The sequence below is a fragment of the Pseudomonas sp. R1-18 genome (assembly GCF_051132095.1).
GTDB lineage: Bacteria > Pseudomonadota > Gammaproteobacteria > Pseudomonadales > Pseudomonadaceae > Aquipseudomonas.
Genome location: NZ_CP071658.1, coordinates 2,824,501 through 2,837,704 on the forward strand (window position 1 = coordinate 2,824,501; position 13,204 = coordinate 2,837,704).

The 13,204-nt window shown below is 52.3% G+C and carries 14 protein-coding genes and 3 pseudogenes; 3 read left to right on the plus strand and 14 right to left on the minus strand.

Annotated features, from left to right (window positions below):
• Positions 1 to 19: 19 nt before the first annotated feature.
• The 5 genes from cydB to J3P77_RS13030 all read right to left on the minus strand — a co-directional run bounded on the left by cydB (position 20) and on the right by J3P77_RS13030 (position 5,434).
• Positions 20 to 1,033 (minus strand): cytochrome d ubiquinol oxidase subunit II, encoded by a 1,014-nt coding sequence (gene cydB / locus J3P77_RS13010; RefSeq protein ID WP_434677041.1) that lies wholly within the window; start codon positions 1,031 to 1,033, stop codon positions 20 to 22.
• 3 nt (positions 1,034 to 1,036) lie between these two features.
• Positions 1,037 to 2,476, minus strand: a complete 1,440-nt coding sequence (locus J3P77_RS13015) for a cytochrome ubiquinol oxidase subunit I (RefSeq protein WP_434677042.1) — start codon at positions 2,474 to 2,476, stop codon at positions 1,037 to 1,039.
• A 684-nt stretch (positions 2,477 to 3,160) separates the two neighbouring features.
• On the minus strand, positions 3,161 to 3,484 hold the full coding sequence (locus J3P77_RS13020; protein ID WP_434677043.1) for a hypothetical protein: 324 nt from the start codon (positions 3,482 to 3,484) through the stop codon (positions 3,161 to 3,163).
• Between the two features lie 312 nt (positions 3,485 to 3,796).
• Positions 3,797 to 4,246, minus strand: a complete 450-nt coding sequence (locus J3P77_RS13025) for an SMI1/KNR4 family protein (RefSeq protein ID WP_434677044.1) — start codon at positions 4,244 to 4,246, stop codon at positions 3,797 to 3,799.
• 171 nt (positions 4,247 to 4,417) lie between these two features.
• Complete coding sequence (locus tag J3P77_RS13030; RefSeq protein WP_434677045.1) at positions 4,418 to 5,434, minus strand: Hint domain-containing protein; 1,017 nt, start codon at positions 5,432 to 5,434, stop codon at positions 4,418 to 4,420.
• Positions 5,435 to 5,445: 11 nt separating this feature from the next.
• On the opposite strand from J3P77_RS13030, the pseudogene J3P77_RS13035 reads away from it, so the two are divergent.
• A pseudogene (locus J3P77_RS13035) lies at positions 5,446 to 6,049 on the plus strand (TraM recognition domain-containing protein); the annotation flags it as partial.
• 5 nt (positions 6,050 to 6,054) lie between these two features.
• Positions 6,055 to 6,806, plus strand: a pseudogene (locus J3P77_RS13040) (TIGR03747 family integrating conjugative element membrane protein).
• Positions 6,807 to 6,944: 138 nt separating this feature from the next.
• Here J3P77_RS13040 and J3P77_RS13045 read toward each other — a convergent pair.
• The 9 genes and pseudogenes from J3P77_RS13045 to J3P77_RS13085 form a co-directional block, all read right to left on the minus strand.
• Positions 6,945 to 7,457, minus strand: a complete 513-nt coding sequence (locus J3P77_RS13045; protein ID WP_434677046.1) for a hypothetical protein — start codon at positions 7,455 to 7,457, stop codon at positions 6,945 to 6,947.
• 515 nt (positions 7,458 to 7,972) lie between these two features.
• Entirely contained in the window at positions 7,973 to 8,350 is a 378-nt protein-coding gene (locus tag J3P77_RS13050) for a hypothetical protein (protein ID WP_434677047.1), read from the minus strand.
• Positions 8,347 to 8,463, minus strand: coding sequence for an HNH endonuclease (locus J3P77_RS13055; protein WP_434682002.1), 117 nt, complete (start codon positions 8,461 to 8,463; stop codon positions 8,347 to 8,349). Before J3P77_RS13055 ends, J3P77_RS13050 begins: the two co-directional genes overlap by 4 nt.
• Positions 8,412 to 8,669, minus strand: coding sequence for a hypothetical protein (locus tag J3P77_RS13060; protein WP_434677048.1), 258 nt, complete (start codon positions 8,667 to 8,669; stop codon positions 8,412 to 8,414). The genes J3P77_RS13055 and J3P77_RS13060 overlap by 52 nt, the downstream gene beginning before the upstream one ends.
• 168 nt (positions 8,670 to 8,837) lie before the next feature.
• Positions 8,838 to 9,068, minus strand: coding sequence for a hypothetical protein (locus J3P77_RS13065; protein WP_434677049.1), 231 nt, complete (start codon positions 9,066 to 9,068; stop codon positions 8,838 to 8,840).
• Positions 9,069 to 9,254: 186 nt separating this feature from the next.
• Positions 9,255 to 9,491, minus strand: a complete 237-nt coding sequence (locus J3P77_RS13070; RefSeq protein ID WP_434677050.1) for a hypothetical protein — start codon at positions 9,489 to 9,491, stop codon at positions 9,255 to 9,257.
• A 521-nt stretch (positions 9,492 to 10,012) separates the two neighbouring features.
• On the minus strand, positions 10,013 to 10,231 hold the full coding sequence (locus tag J3P77_RS13075; RefSeq protein ID WP_434677051.1) for a hypothetical protein: 219 nt from the start codon (positions 10,229 to 10,231) through the stop codon (positions 10,013 to 10,015).
• A gap of 281 nt (positions 10,232 to 10,512) precedes the next feature.
• Entirely contained in the window at positions 10,513 to 10,797 is a 285-nt protein-coding gene (locus tag J3P77_RS13080; RefSeq protein ID WP_434677052.1) for a hypothetical protein, read from the minus strand.
• 4 nt (positions 10,798 to 10,801) lie between these two features.
• Positions 10,802 to 12,919 (minus strand): annotated as a pseudogene (locus tag J3P77_RS13085) (DUF637 domain-containing protein); the annotation flags it as partial.
• A 16-nt stretch (positions 12,920 to 12,935) separates the two neighbouring features.
• On the opposite strand from J3P77_RS13085, the gene J3P77_RS13090 reads away from it, so the two are divergent.
• A complete protein-coding gene (locus J3P77_RS13090; RefSeq protein WP_434677053.1) occupies positions 12,936 to 13,085 on the plus strand; it encodes a DUF4400 domain-containing protein in 150 nt (49 codons plus the stop codon).
• Positions 13,086 to 13,204: the final 119 nt, after the last annotated feature.

Consider the following 13,204-nt stretch of genomic DNA (forward strand, 5'->3'; position numbering starts at 1 on the left):
TGCCTGTGCGGCCCGTACGTCAGTGATAGCCTTCGCCGGACTTCACCTTGCCCCTGAACACGTAATAACCCCACGCGGTGTACATCAGGGTCATGGGAATAATGAACAAGGTACCGATCAGCAGGAAAAGCTGGCTGGACACCGGAGAAGCCGCGTCCCAGATGGTGACCGAAGGCGGGATGATGTAAGGCCAGATGCTGATTCCCAGGCCGCTGTAACCAAGAAAGATCAACACCAGCGTCAGCACAAATGGCTTGGCGTGGTTCTCGTCGCGTTTGACCGATTTGAACAGCAGGAACGACGCCAGCAGCACCAGGACCGGTACCGGCATAAACCAGAAAATATTGGGCACCGTAAACCAGCGGTCGGCGATATGAGGGTGTGTGTAAGGCGTCCACAGGCTGACGATGCCGGTAATGATCACCAGCGCCACAATCAATGCCGGCGTCAGCGCGCGCATCCGCGCCTGTAATTCGCCTTCGGTTTTCAAGATCAGCCAGGTGCTGCCCAGCAACGCATAGGCGACGATCAGCGCAAGGCCGCAAAACAGCGGAAATGGGCTGAGCCAACCCAGGGTATCCCCAGCGAACTGCTGGTTTACCACAGGAATGCCATTGATGAACGCGCCGAGCGCCACGCCCTGGCAGAAGGTTGCAAGGAATGATCCGACGATAAAGGATTTGTCCCAGATACCTTCCTTGCCTTCATGGACCTTGAAGCGGAACTCAAAGGCCACGCCGCGGAAAATCAGGCCTATCAGCATGAAGATCAGCGGCAGGTACAGCGCCGACAACACCACCGAATAGGCCAGCGGAAACGCGCCGAAAAGGCCCGCGCCACCCAGTACCAGCCAGGTTTCGTTGCCGTCCCAGATCGGCGCCACGGTGTTCATCATGATGCTGCGATGCTCCCTGCCCTGCACGAACGGGAAGAGGATGCCGATGCCCAAGTCGAACCCGTCCATGACGACGTACATCATGATCGAGAAGATGATGATGACTGCCCAGATAATGCTCAGATCTATGCCTGCCATGACTTAATTCCTGTCCAAGCGGTCGTGGGTCTGACCTTCATCGAAACTTTCGTCCGAGGCCGAAAGCGGCCGTTTGGTATGCCGGTCATGTCCGGGCCCACCGGTGGAAGCCAGGTCACCCTCGCCGGTATGCGGCCCTTTGCCGATCATGCGCAGCGCATACATCGTGCCGATGCCAAAGATGGCGAAATACACCACCACGAAACTGATCAGAGAAATGCTCAGCTGGGCGACACTGTGGTCGGCGACGGCGTCCCGGGTTCTCATCACCCCATATACCACCCAGGGCTGTCGCCCTACCTCGGTGGTAAACCAGCCGGCCAGAATCGCAAGCAACCCCGCCGGCCCCATGTAATTGACGAAGCGCAGAAACGGCCTTGAGCCATACAGCTTGCCGCGCCAGCGCAGGTACAGACTCCACAGCCCGGCGGTGATCATCAACAGCCCGAGCGCCACCATGATCCTGAAACTCCAGAACACGATGTACGCGGGCGGCCGGTCCTCCTTGGGAAAATCCTTCAGCGCCGGAATCTGCTCGGTAAAGCTGTGTGTCAGGATCAGGCTGCCCAGCACTGGAATCTCGATCTTGAAGCGGGTTTCTTCGCGCTCCATGTCCGGCCAGCCAAACAGAATCAGCGGAGTCGGCTCACCCGGCCGGTTTTCCCAGTGGCCTTCGATGGCCGCAATCTTGGCCGGCTGGTAGTGCAGCGTATTGAGGCCGTGGGCGTCGCCGATCATCGCTTGCAAAGGTGCTACCAGCAGCGCCATCCACATGGCCATGGAGAACATCTTGCGAATCGCGGGATTGTCGCGCCCGCGCAGCAAATGCCAGGCCGCCGAAGCACCGACCAGGAACGCCACCGAGAGATAGGCTGCCACCGTCATGTGCGCCCAGCGAAACGGAAAGGATGGGTTGAAGATGATTTGCAGCCAGTCCAAAGGCTCGATCCGGCCGTTAACGATTTCATACCCCTGGGGGGTGTGCATCCAGCTGTTGGAGGACAGGATCCAGAACGTCGACATCAGAGTACCGATGGCGACCATGACCGTGGAAAAGAAATGCAACCCTTTGCCCACCCGGTTCCAGCCAAACAGCATGACGCCCAGAAAGCCCGCTTCGATGAAAAAGGCGGTCAACACTTCATAAGTAAGTAAGGGTCCGGTGACCGCCCCGGCAAACGTCGAGAACCGGCTCCAGTTAGTGCCGAACTGATAAGCCATCACCAGCCCCGACACCACGCCCATGCCGAAGAACACGGCGAAGATTTTCATCCAGAAGTGGTAAAGGTCACGGTACGTCTGGTCATTGGTCCTCAACCAGAACCCTTCGAGCACCGCCAGGAAACTGGCCAGTCCGATCGAAAGCGCCGGAAAGATGATGTGGAACGAAACGGTGAAAGCGAACTGTATTCTTGCCAGATCCAGCGCCTCTAAACCAAACATAGTTGCTCCCTATGAGATTACTGGCCGAGCCTATCGTCTGAATGACGCATCGGGCTGAGTCTAGCCAACCTGTAGGAGGAACAACGGGTCAGTGACGAGCGGCCCCGACCACGGCAAGGGGATTTCTATCCATTTTTTTCCCCGCGGCAGGGGCTGGCTTGGGTTGTTGAGTACAGCTTGAAAGCCATCACCTGCGTGTTCGGGCTCTGGAGGTTGATGAGCCGGATCGTGGGTCTGTGTCAGCGGGCGTGCCAAGCTGTGGCGATCTGTGAGGGAAGAATGCTCGTCCGGCAGGTATCGTAGGGTAATTGGCATGACCCCACAGAATTGACGCGCGGATATACCTGCGTGGGTACTTCCCAGCGAGCAGTTAAGCCATTCTGCCTTAACACGTCAGACTACCTAAGCGTGTGGTCCGTCTTGCTCGTCGTTACAACCGAAATCTTGCGATCAACTACAACGTCCACCATCCACATTACTGAAATTAAACCTACCTTGTTGAACCATCCGGCATTGCTCTTTGTAGCGCAGGAGCTTGGCCAGACTGGGTTGCAGGATTGGAGCGAGCACCGGTTGCCGAATCATGGTAATCACGGGTATGCGAACTCATCCCTGAATTTTCATTAGCCCATTTGACCTTAGTTAACGCAAGATCATCTGCCGCATTTGCGCCTTTCGCACCAGCTAATCAAGCGAGAACGCTGAGAAATAAAACGACAACTTTTTATCCTCAAGATCACTCAGCTGATAACGCATCCTGTCAAAGCCAGAATCAAGCTTACTAACGTTCATATGCATCAGCTGAGTTAATCCGCCGCCAAAATCACGGGACGTAAACTGGCTAATATCAGTGAACCTGATACGCACGGCCTCAGCCCCTACCTCTTCAGAGGTAGAAATTGATAGGTACAAATCATAAGCCATCCTATCAAAACTCAGCTGAATACTAATTGCATGCAAGCAATTGTGAGTAACAAGGAATTCATTCAATTCTGAAAGACTAATCATTATTGGTCCTCGTCTCATTAGCAGCCTTACCCGATGGCCCTGAAAACAAGGACTCTCTGCCCTCAAATTTTCCATACTGATTGGAGAACGTGCTCATCACATTACCGTCAGTTTTGGCAGAAAGGGCCAACTGATCAGTAAGCATCTGACGACCAGTGGCATTGTCTGGAACACCAAGCCTCTTCATTCGAGCGCAAGCTGATTCGAACGAGCGGCATGTGGGAGCTACTAGCGACAAGGCCAAACAAGCAATCGAATTTACCCCGCGCAATTTCTAATCCTTTTGTACCTCTTAAATCGCAACGCTAACAATCAGCCCGCCGCACGCCGCTCAACTAAAGACTTAATATACTTCAGCTGCTCCAAGATAAAATCAGAAAAGCTTGAAGCCAACACATCAACCCCATCCAACTCAGAACTAATCTCTACTACCTGCCAATTATTTTTTGCGTCAAAAGCATATAGCACATCGCTAGAATTTCCACCGAATACGTAAACTCCCTCATAGCCCTCAATTTCCCGGCCGCATATAGTCGAATATTTATCCGGCCCATCATCAAGATGAAATGCCGCGTCTAACTCCCCGAAACCAAACTCGGTGAGAAATTCCAGATAGTCATCTGGAGCCTGCTGACGATGTGACTCATCAACATTGCTCAACGTCGCACTCGTGTCTGTTATGCGGTAGCCGTAATTACCCTCATAGTCCTCTGAGGACATCACAGCGTCAATCAACGACTTTAACTCTTCTTTATTTTTCATAATCATTTACCAAATATTTTTTCCGCTGGCCCTTGGGCCCTGTGAATACCACCTTGGTGCTCCACGCCTCTCATAGCAGGTGTAATATTCCACCATTCTGCCTTACCGCCAAATTTATTCTCGATAACATGATGGGCATCGTAATTTCTAGTAGCCTGATTTCCATATTTATCAATGTACGTTTCTTTCGGCCAGCTCGCGCCCGTGTTTTTTTTCCCACTCCACTCGCAGACCTGGCAACTTACTGTCAAACTCTGCCCTATTCAACTTAACCTCTTCTTTAGATAAGCGTGAATAATTGTTCTCTCGCAGGTCAGCTTTTAAAAGCTCCAATTGTTGAGGGGTGAACTGCCTGCCGGTCAAACTCTGGATATCCGTAAGATACGACTTTGCATCCTTGGCCAACTGAGTACTCAGAAGCCCTGTCGCGGCCTCGCCATTTTGAGCAGTGCTTCCTACAGTACTTGCAGTAGCTTTTCCACCATTAAGGCCACCTTGCTCAGGTAGCGCACAAGGCCCCGTATTGTGCACCCAGGTCTTCAGGTTGCCAACGCAGAACGTGTGTCCCACATCGACCGTCAGGTTATAGGTCGTGCCTTCGGACGCGTAGAGCTCAAGCGATTCCACCTCTGACGATGTGTTCTCGCTTGCGCCATCGGCCAGCGACTGCAGGCGGTCACCGGACTTGAGGTCAATGACTGGCACAAACCCGTTTTTTGCTGGGACATAGAACGGGTGGCCCGGCGTGACCAGCAGGATTTCGCTTTTGGTTGACTCACCGCCGCTCACACTTTTCAGCTTCAGGCGATAGATGGGCTGATCGTTCCTAACATGGGTCGCCAGAATCCGCGCAGCAAAAGGTTTTCCGCCCTTTTCCGGTTTACTCCAGACGATGTCGCCAACTTTCAGCTGATCGATTACACGGTCGCCTTGCGGAGTAGATACCTTGGTGCCCGCCGCAAAACAGCACGGACCATCCATGACGAACTTGCGACCTGCCCCCAGCTCTGCCAGGGCCTTGGCTCGGTTCGCTGGCAGAAAGTCCAGAGCGAATTCGAGATCACTTTTTGTCTGGATCGCAGCGGCAGCGGCCGTGTTGCCCTGCATGTTGTAAATGGTCACCATCGCCGCTTTGGTCTGGCTGGCTGTGACGCTGTCGATCAGCGAACCCCATGGGTTCTTGGACAAGCCCATAATGCAACGAGCTGATGGGCGACGAGTTCATCCCGATGATCAACAAGGGTGGCGGCGCGGGCATTCAGGTGAGCGCTTACACCCAGACCATCAGCGACATCGAGGCGCGTATAGGCGACCGTGCGAAGGCCGGCCAGGTGGTCGGTAACTTCAATAACCTGTTTGCTGCGTGTCCGTGAGACGGCAACCGCCGAGCTGCTCACCAAGCAGCTGCCCAAGGTCGACGTCTACTCGACCACCCTTGTGAGCGGCGCGACCGACGCATCAGATCCTTCCGGCAATACCGATTTCACCAGCAATACCCAGGACCGGGTCAGCTCCACCAGCGTGCCCCTGATCGAGCCAGCACACATCGTCAGCCTACCCAAGGGCCAGGCCTTCGCGTTGATCGAGGGCGGCAATCTATGGAAGGTGCGCATGCCACTGCCCGCACCCGATCCGGACGAAATCATGCCCAAGGATCTGCAAGCTCTGGCCGAACACATGCGAACAGGTTACTGCGACGGTGGCGGCCAGTGGTGGACCGCGCCTCCGTCCCGAACGCTCCCGGAGGACCTACCTGCAGACCTGATCGATAACGAAATCTTGTCCGCTCAAGCCCCCGAATAACTCACATGACCAACCCCACTCAAAGCGCCCAAACCCAGCAGCAGCGGGTCCGTGAAAAAGGCCCGATCATGCGCGTCCTCCCCATGCCGTTCGCCTTCATCGGCTTGCTGCTGGGTTCGCTGTTCGTCAGCGTGCTGATCGAATGGATCGGGCTGACTTTCTATTGGCAGGATCAGGGCTGGCATCACGCGCGAGACATGCTCAACGCAGAGCTAAATTGGATTGCGAATGGCTTCGCCCAAAGCCTTGTGGTCGTCAACCCGGGCAAGACCGCCAAAGCCCTGATCGATGCCGTTTATGGCTGGGTGTTCGAGAAAACCGGACTGATTGAATGGATCAATTATTCGGCCGAGCAGTCGCGGATCAACGGAAGTCAAGCGCAGGGTGTTCATCAGTACCTCGGGATTATGTACGTGTACGTGGAGGACTATGGGCTGGCTGCGCTCTATACGGTACTGACCTTTCTCACTCGACTGTTGATCCTGACGCTGAGCATCCCATTGTTTCTGATGGCTGCATTTACTGGTGCGGTGGATGGACTGGTCCGCCGTGACCTCCGCCGGTTCGGCGCGGGACGGGAGTCGGGGCTTTCTATCACAGGGCGAAAATGCTGGTAGTGCCGGTGGGGGTTGCGCCTTGGGTGGTGTATCTAGCGTTGCCGGTAAGTTTGAGTCCGGTGCTCATCTTGCTTCCGTGTGCGGTCGCTTTGGGGGTGGTCACGAGTGTGACGGTTGGGAGCTTCAAAAAGTACTTGTGATTATTTGGCCCTAGTTTTGACTCACGTAGCCGCGGAAAACTTCAGAGACTGTTCCAGCACCCGCCAGGTCAGCGTGTGCCCGCCCGAGATCATCTACCTTTCCGGCAGCACCACCAGTAGGTTTTCAGGCTTTTACGCCTATACCGACACGGTGTAAGAGACATCTCCCGGGTCGCGCCAAACTCCATTCGCAAAGCTTATCGGTCGCTGCGGATAACAAACCAACAGCCCTTCGATGAACTGACAAAACGACAAGTCAAGTCGCGTGATCCAGCGCATATTGTCGATCTCGAGCATACGCCAGTTGTCTCCGCTGTCGAACCCGAAAGCAGTCCCGGTGCTATCCCAGCCGAATAGCCAGACCTCGCCCTCGGCCCCCGATTCATAGGGTCCGTCTTTATAAAACCCATTATCACCAAAGTAGTCAACCGCAGGGCACAATGTAGGTTGAACCGTCAAAAGCGACATCGCGCAGTCGTCCTCCTTTATCTCACCTTGCCCCCGCTCCTGCATAAAAGCAAAGTACTCATCGGGAGCTGCTGGCCACTGTTGTCGCATCGAACCCACATCACCAGAAGAAACAGGGGTCAGCCGTTCCAATAGCGCGCATGCGAGTGCATTGAAAGCTTCTAAATTTTCGTACATGGTCATGGTCGCCTCGGAGGGTTCTGCGGAAACGCTGTTGTCGTTGGACTTGCAGGGGCATGAACGCCACCGTGGTGAGCACTTCCACCCGGTACTGGATGCAAATTCCACCATTGGTTAGGTCCACCGTACTGCTGTGGTATCACATGGTGCGCTTGGAAATCCACACTACTCTCCGTCTTGGCCATGTCAAACCAGTATTCAACTCCCACTCACGCTTGAGATTAATTTCGCTGGCTATTGTCTTGACGCTGTAAGGCTTGATAGTCGCTTCTGGGTGCGACATAAGTGTGATCCACCTGACGCAACTCCTCTGCTAGTTGCGTGCGCTGATTAGAGGGCATCGGCACACCTGAATGGTGCTCGACGTCCCGGACCACCGCGCGAGCGTCACTCGAGATGCTCGTCCATCCTGATGTGGATGTTGCTGTAAAACTCGCATCATTAGCCGCTGGTGTACCGTTACCGACTAACTTTGTTTCACCCGACGGCAGGCCGCTTGCAGGTCCTTTTGGACCGACTTACAGCCTGATAAAGGTAAAGACCTCTTTGAATAAATTTTCAATATGTGGTGACGCTTCAAGGTGAATGAGCGCTTCGGTCGTGGATACAGGCATGTCATAAGGCTTAAAACCTCTACGGAGGGCGATACCATACAATGCGAATTCGTCGCCCTCCGCATGCTCCCAATGGGGCACGTAACCAATTATCTTATACACCTTGAAAATCTCATCTTGAAAACCCATAAAATCATATAAAAAAGCTGGGGCGTTATTTAGTGACAAAGCTTGAGCGCACCACGTACTGAGCTCATCTTTGCTGATAGCACCACAAAATAAACACGTAATGACAAAAGCCATCAGTTCATCATTGAAACTATCAAGCTCAATAGCACTCACATTCCACCCCCCATAGCTTCGCCACCAATATGTCCTGTTTTTTTATGAATCAATTCAGGCACTAGTTGCATTCGCCCGCTGTCCTGATGGTGATGCCACGTGTACCCATCAATTTTTTTGCCCCCGCATTAATCTGCTCTAATTGCTTAGCAGTAAAGGTTGAAGAGTTAACCTGGCCTTGCTGTATGGCACTCGACAAATCCTTGCTTGCAAGCTTCATCTGCCCTTCGTGACTCGCTGGCTTAAACGTGCCAATCGATATACGCGTGTCAAACGCAGTCACATCATCAAATATAGGAAAGCCTTTGTTATCGAACACGACGCCCGTCACCGGATGCCGCTGCCCTGCAAGACGTACATTGCGACCATCAACTGGAGGAACCGTAGTGGAAACGACATTGTCACGGCCATAAGTGGACTCAAGCTCCGCTCTGCTGGTTTGCTAGTTGTAAGGAGCTCGGGAGCCTTGACCTTTTGGACCAGCTTCTTAACTGCCGTTCTGATTCAAAACCTTTATCTCGCGCCAGTAAATGCTTTCTGGCAAAGCCTGACTCTGATTAAATCGGGAGAAAACCTCGATCACATCTTCAATATTAAACCACTCATCTTTCTTTAATCGAACACGCCCCGCACCAAACGATAGCAAGCTTCCATCTTCGATAGTTTGTGCTGGAATTTGAATGATAACCTCTAAACAGAGCTTTGCTTTTTGCGTCATATCTTTCAATAAAGCAAGTGAATCTGCCTCCAGCTACTTGCACATAATTACCGTCGTCATCAGTTATCCATGCGAATGAGCTAGGGCCGTAGCTTTTTAATTTTTTTAACACTCTTTCCAGCCGCGCCTGATTAACGCCAATTATTATAGGACTATTTTCGGCTTCAAGCTTCATGTTCATTACCCTCACGGCACATAAACTGTTGTAGCGCTTTCGATGACTTCACCTTTTAGTCGTCCCTTTCCTTGCGCCCCAAACTCATTAACAAAATAATCGGTGAATTCGTGATAGCTGGCCTTATTAGCAGTTCCGCTTTTCACCTCAAGGCCGTGCAACTTACCGCTTGCGTCACGGACTACAATGTCATACCTACGATCACCGAGAGGCCCTTTAACAACCATCTCAGTGCCTACAACTTCCATTCCATTTGATTCTAAATGTTTAGCAAATTCATCTGCCTTGACTGTTCCCGGAGGCTAGACCAGTCGGGCTAGCAAATTTTCCGTCAGGGGTTCGATAGCTTCCATCTGAATGCTGGTTTATTTCTGGGGTTAGGTCGGTCCCTGGACCAACTTTCGTCCCGCCCGTCGCATTTGGACCTGCTACCTCTTTTGGACCAAATTACTTATCTTTATAGCGAATATCCTCTCGCATAAGCCGTAAGACTTCAGACCAATTCCACAGTATCCCTGGGACATGATTCTCAGGCACCATCTTTCCGCGGTCACTTTCAGGAAAAATCTCCATTGCCGTTTCGCAATGGCTATAGAACAAATTGAAGCAATCGCCTGTAATATTATCTAGAACAATGAAGCTCTGCGCTTGTTCATCTAGCGACTCGTATATCTTTCTCATACAGCTACATTGATCATGAGTGAAGAGCGCTCTTGTTCCTTCGACAACACAATCAAAAACCCCACCTGTAGTCCCCCAGCCTGAAGATTCATTTATCGATATATATTAATATTTTATTTTGTTGCTCTTGCGGCAACAACTTAATCCAGCCGTTGACCACGTCTTGATTACCAGGCGTAAGATTTCTATAGTCGACAGGAACTATGTCAGCCTTATTTAAGTGATCAATGAGCTGCCTTTGATTTTGCACTGCGTTATTTGAAAAAAACTTATTAATTTGCGAGGATCGACTTGAGTCAGTCCACATAAAATCAACCGTTTTCCCAGAATATGGCCCATCCCTAAATAAAAGTCAGGATTTTTCTGCCCTAAGATAGGCGCTACCCGTTCTCACGTACTTCCAAACGTATTTTCTAGCTGAACGGCTGCTTGGCCTTCATGCAACGCCAGCTTTCCTTTGTCAGGGTCCATACCTAACTCCTGAATTCTCCCTCGGTTATTTGAGGCAATAGGATCTACCGCGTTCAAACCTGTATTTGTATCTTTAAATACCGGCGTTAAGGACGTGCCTACCTCTTTTGCACCAAATCAATCTACGAGATTGAATTTTCGGATTATTTCTCTAGGTAAAGCACTTGCACTTTTCTCCATAGAAATAAAACACCCCTCAAAAGATCCACTAGCCAGAATTAAGGTATTGCCTTCATAACAAGCTGAAACCAATACTGAATACGGGCCACATTTACGGGTTTCTTCTTTGATATTCAAAGTTTTCAAGACGACACTCACAAACTCTTCGAACCTTTCCTCCTCATAATCATCAAAAAATATGAAATTATTAGTTTCAGAACTTGACTCAGAGAATCGAAACATAAGATTACATCCCCAACCCATTATTAACAGATGCTCGAGAAGACTGGGACTTTTCTATGATCTTCGACCATAATTCATCTCCTGATAGACCTTGCCCAGAATATTTATTCACAATTTCACTCCAAGTTCTATTTGGGTCAGTCTTATTCAGGGAATCAGCCAATGTCCTGTTAGACATTAACTCTCGCGCCGTTGACCTCAAATCATTTCTCATAACAAAAGCCTGCTTCGCCTGCTCTTCCAAGGAGGCGCTACTGTTAATTCGAGCTGGAATTTCTGATTCTTTAGATAAATACCAAGCTCTTGCTTCTCTATCAGTTAAGTTTTTTGGCTGTGCTAGATCATCCCACCATTTAGCGTAAGACGCAGAGTCGTCTATCCCTTTTGCACCCGCCAACTCAACCTTGACAACCTTAGCAGTGAACTTTTCCACGAGCAAGGCCCCGGCTTTTACCGCACCACCGACCCCCGTCCCCAGCGCCGCCACTTCGCTTATCAGCTTCCCGGTTTCACGCCCTGCGTTGAATGATCCACTCGCCCCAGCTCTTTCATACTCTGCTTCCAGATTGTCAATCCGTGCAATATAAGACTGCTTGATGGCTTCGGAGACATTACCCAATACATCTCCGCTATCAAGCACGGATCTCAATGCTCGATACGTCTCTTTCGGGCTGAGCGAAACTTCCAATATGCCCTTGACCGTATCAAGTAGGCCTTCCGGAACCCCGACTACTGCTCCCCCAGCAAAGCTGGCATCCTGCCCGGCGTCGATCAATTCCCACTTCGTATTGATCCTGAGTCTTTCCAGTGCATCTTCGCTTGCCGCAAGCTCTGCCGCTCTCTGAGCCTTTTGATGGTGGCCCAAGTAGTTGTACTGCGTCCCGTTAGCCGCCACTTCGGCTGCTGCCGAAGCATCTCCGCCCGTTGCCGCAGCCGTCAACGCTCCAATCAACTGGGAGGCGGCCAACAGCTTGCTCACACCCGCTTTATACGCCTCGCTGTTTTGGTCCATTTCGGCGGGGAGCAGTTTGTCGCCGAGGTACTTCACCACCGCCTCGTTGGCACCCGCCGCCAACGCACCGGTACGGAAATCCCCGCCCAGGGCTTCGGCCATAAGCCCACCCAGCGCCGCGTGCATCGCGACCTTGGTGATCTTGCCGCCTTCGAAGAGCGTGCTGTCGCCGATCTTGCCGGCGGCCTTCGCACCTGCAATGCTGATCCCGGCGCTCAGGGCGGCGGAGCCCAGATTGTCTTTCAGGCTGCCGCCCATGATGGCGGTCTTGAGCGCCGCCTCGGCAGTCACGCGCTGAGACACTGTGACAAAAGTATCGAGGTTCAACCCTGCTTTCGTCGGATCGATCGCGGGCACAAACCCAGCCATTACGCCCGACAAGACATAGCCCTTCATGGCATCGGAAGAGGTTACATCCTTGAAGACCGCGCCGAGATCACCTTTGTTGCTGATTGCACTATTGGTTGCTGTAGTCGCTACGGTGGTCAGGACCGCCAGATTTACACCGGTCAGCCCAAGGCCCGCCGGCCCCAGGACCGCCGCCATCAAAATAGCGACCACGATCTGTGCGGCCGGTCCCAGACCGGAGTTGGCGTATTTGAAGCTCTCGTGGATTTCCTTGACCTGACGCCAGTCCACATCGCCCCGCTGCTCGGCATCCTTGAGCCAAGTCAACTGCGGATCGGCCTTGACCATGGCGTCGATGCTCTGGCTGACGCTCTCCTGATTGACCTGTTTCACGTCAATCTGCAGCCCGTTGACCGCCTGAATGACGACTTTGCCGGTTGCCGTCAGCTCGCTTTGTCGCAAGGTTTCATCGGTCCTGCCCTTTCCCTTCGAGGAAAACCAGGCAGCGCTGTTCTTGCTCTTGATGTGACTTTCGTCGTGATAATCCTTCACGCCTTCGAACGTGACGGCTCCGCCACTGTTGATCAGCAGATCATCGCCACTGGACAGACTGGCAACCTGGTAATGCTGGTCGCCGCCGCTCGCGAGAGTAAGATTTCCGCCCGTTGTCATCTCGCTGCCGACATGTCGGATATCGGTCACTTCATCACGCTTGGTTTGCTTCTTGCCCCAAGACCTTTTTTTCTTCTTGTCGTAAAGCGAGCAATATTGGGCGAAGATGCCGGATGTTCCGGCGGGGGTTGCGCCTTGGGTGGTTTATCAGGAGGTGCCGGTGAGTGTGAGTCCAATGTTGGTGTTGCTGCCATGTACCGTGGTTTTGGGCCTTTTGATGAACGTAACGGTCGGAAGCTTCAAGAAGTACTTGTGATCCTCTGCGAACTCTTCGCTTTCAGCGGCCATATCAGCAAATCTCGTATTTTTAGCATTCGCACAATTCCTCCTGTCGCTGCAAGAGATTTTTGTGCTCCTATTCGCTCGGAAGTCATA

Bases quoted from the DNA above. Each gene is read 5' to 3' on its own strand.
- cydB (WP_434677041.1), bottom strand. From the start codon at position 1,033: ATGGCAGGCATAGATCTGAGCATTATCTGGGCAGTCATCATCATCTTC.
- J3P77_RS13015 (WP_434677042.1), bottom strand. From the start codon at position 2,476: ATGTTTGGTTTAGAGGCGCTGGATCTGGCAAGAATACAGTTCGCTTTC.
- J3P77_RS13020 (WP_434677043.1), bottom strand. From the start codon at position 3,484: ATGATTAGTCTTTCAGAATTGAATGAATTCCTTGTTACTCACAATTGC.
- J3P77_RS13025 (WP_434677044.1), bottom strand. From the start codon at position 4,246: ATGAAAAATAAAGAAGAGTTAAAGTCGTTGATTGACGCTGTGATGTCC.
- J3P77_RS13045 (WP_434677046.1), bottom strand. From the start codon at position 7,457: ATGACCATGTACGAAAATTTAGAAGCTTTCAATGCACTCGCATGCGCG.
- J3P77_RS13065 (WP_434677049.1), bottom strand. From the start codon at position 9,068: ATGACGCAAAAAGCAAAGCTCTGTTTAGAGGTTATCATTCAAATTCCA.
- J3P77_RS13070 (WP_434677050.1), bottom strand. From the start codon at position 9,491: ATGGAAGTTGTAGGCACTGAGATGGTTGTTAAAGGGCCTCTCGGTGAT.
- J3P77_RS13075 (WP_434677051.1), bottom strand. From the start codon at position 10,231: ATGTGGACTGACTCAAGTCGATCCTCGCAAATTAATAAGTTTTTTTCA.
- J3P77_RS13080 (WP_434677052.1), bottom strand. From the start codon at position 10,797: ATGTTTCGATTCTCTGAGTCAAGTTCTGAAACTAATAATTTCATATTT.
- J3P77_RS13090 (WP_434677053.1), top strand. From the start codon at position 12,936: ATGCCGGATGTTCCGGCGGGGGTTGCGCCTTGGGTGGTTTATCAGGAG.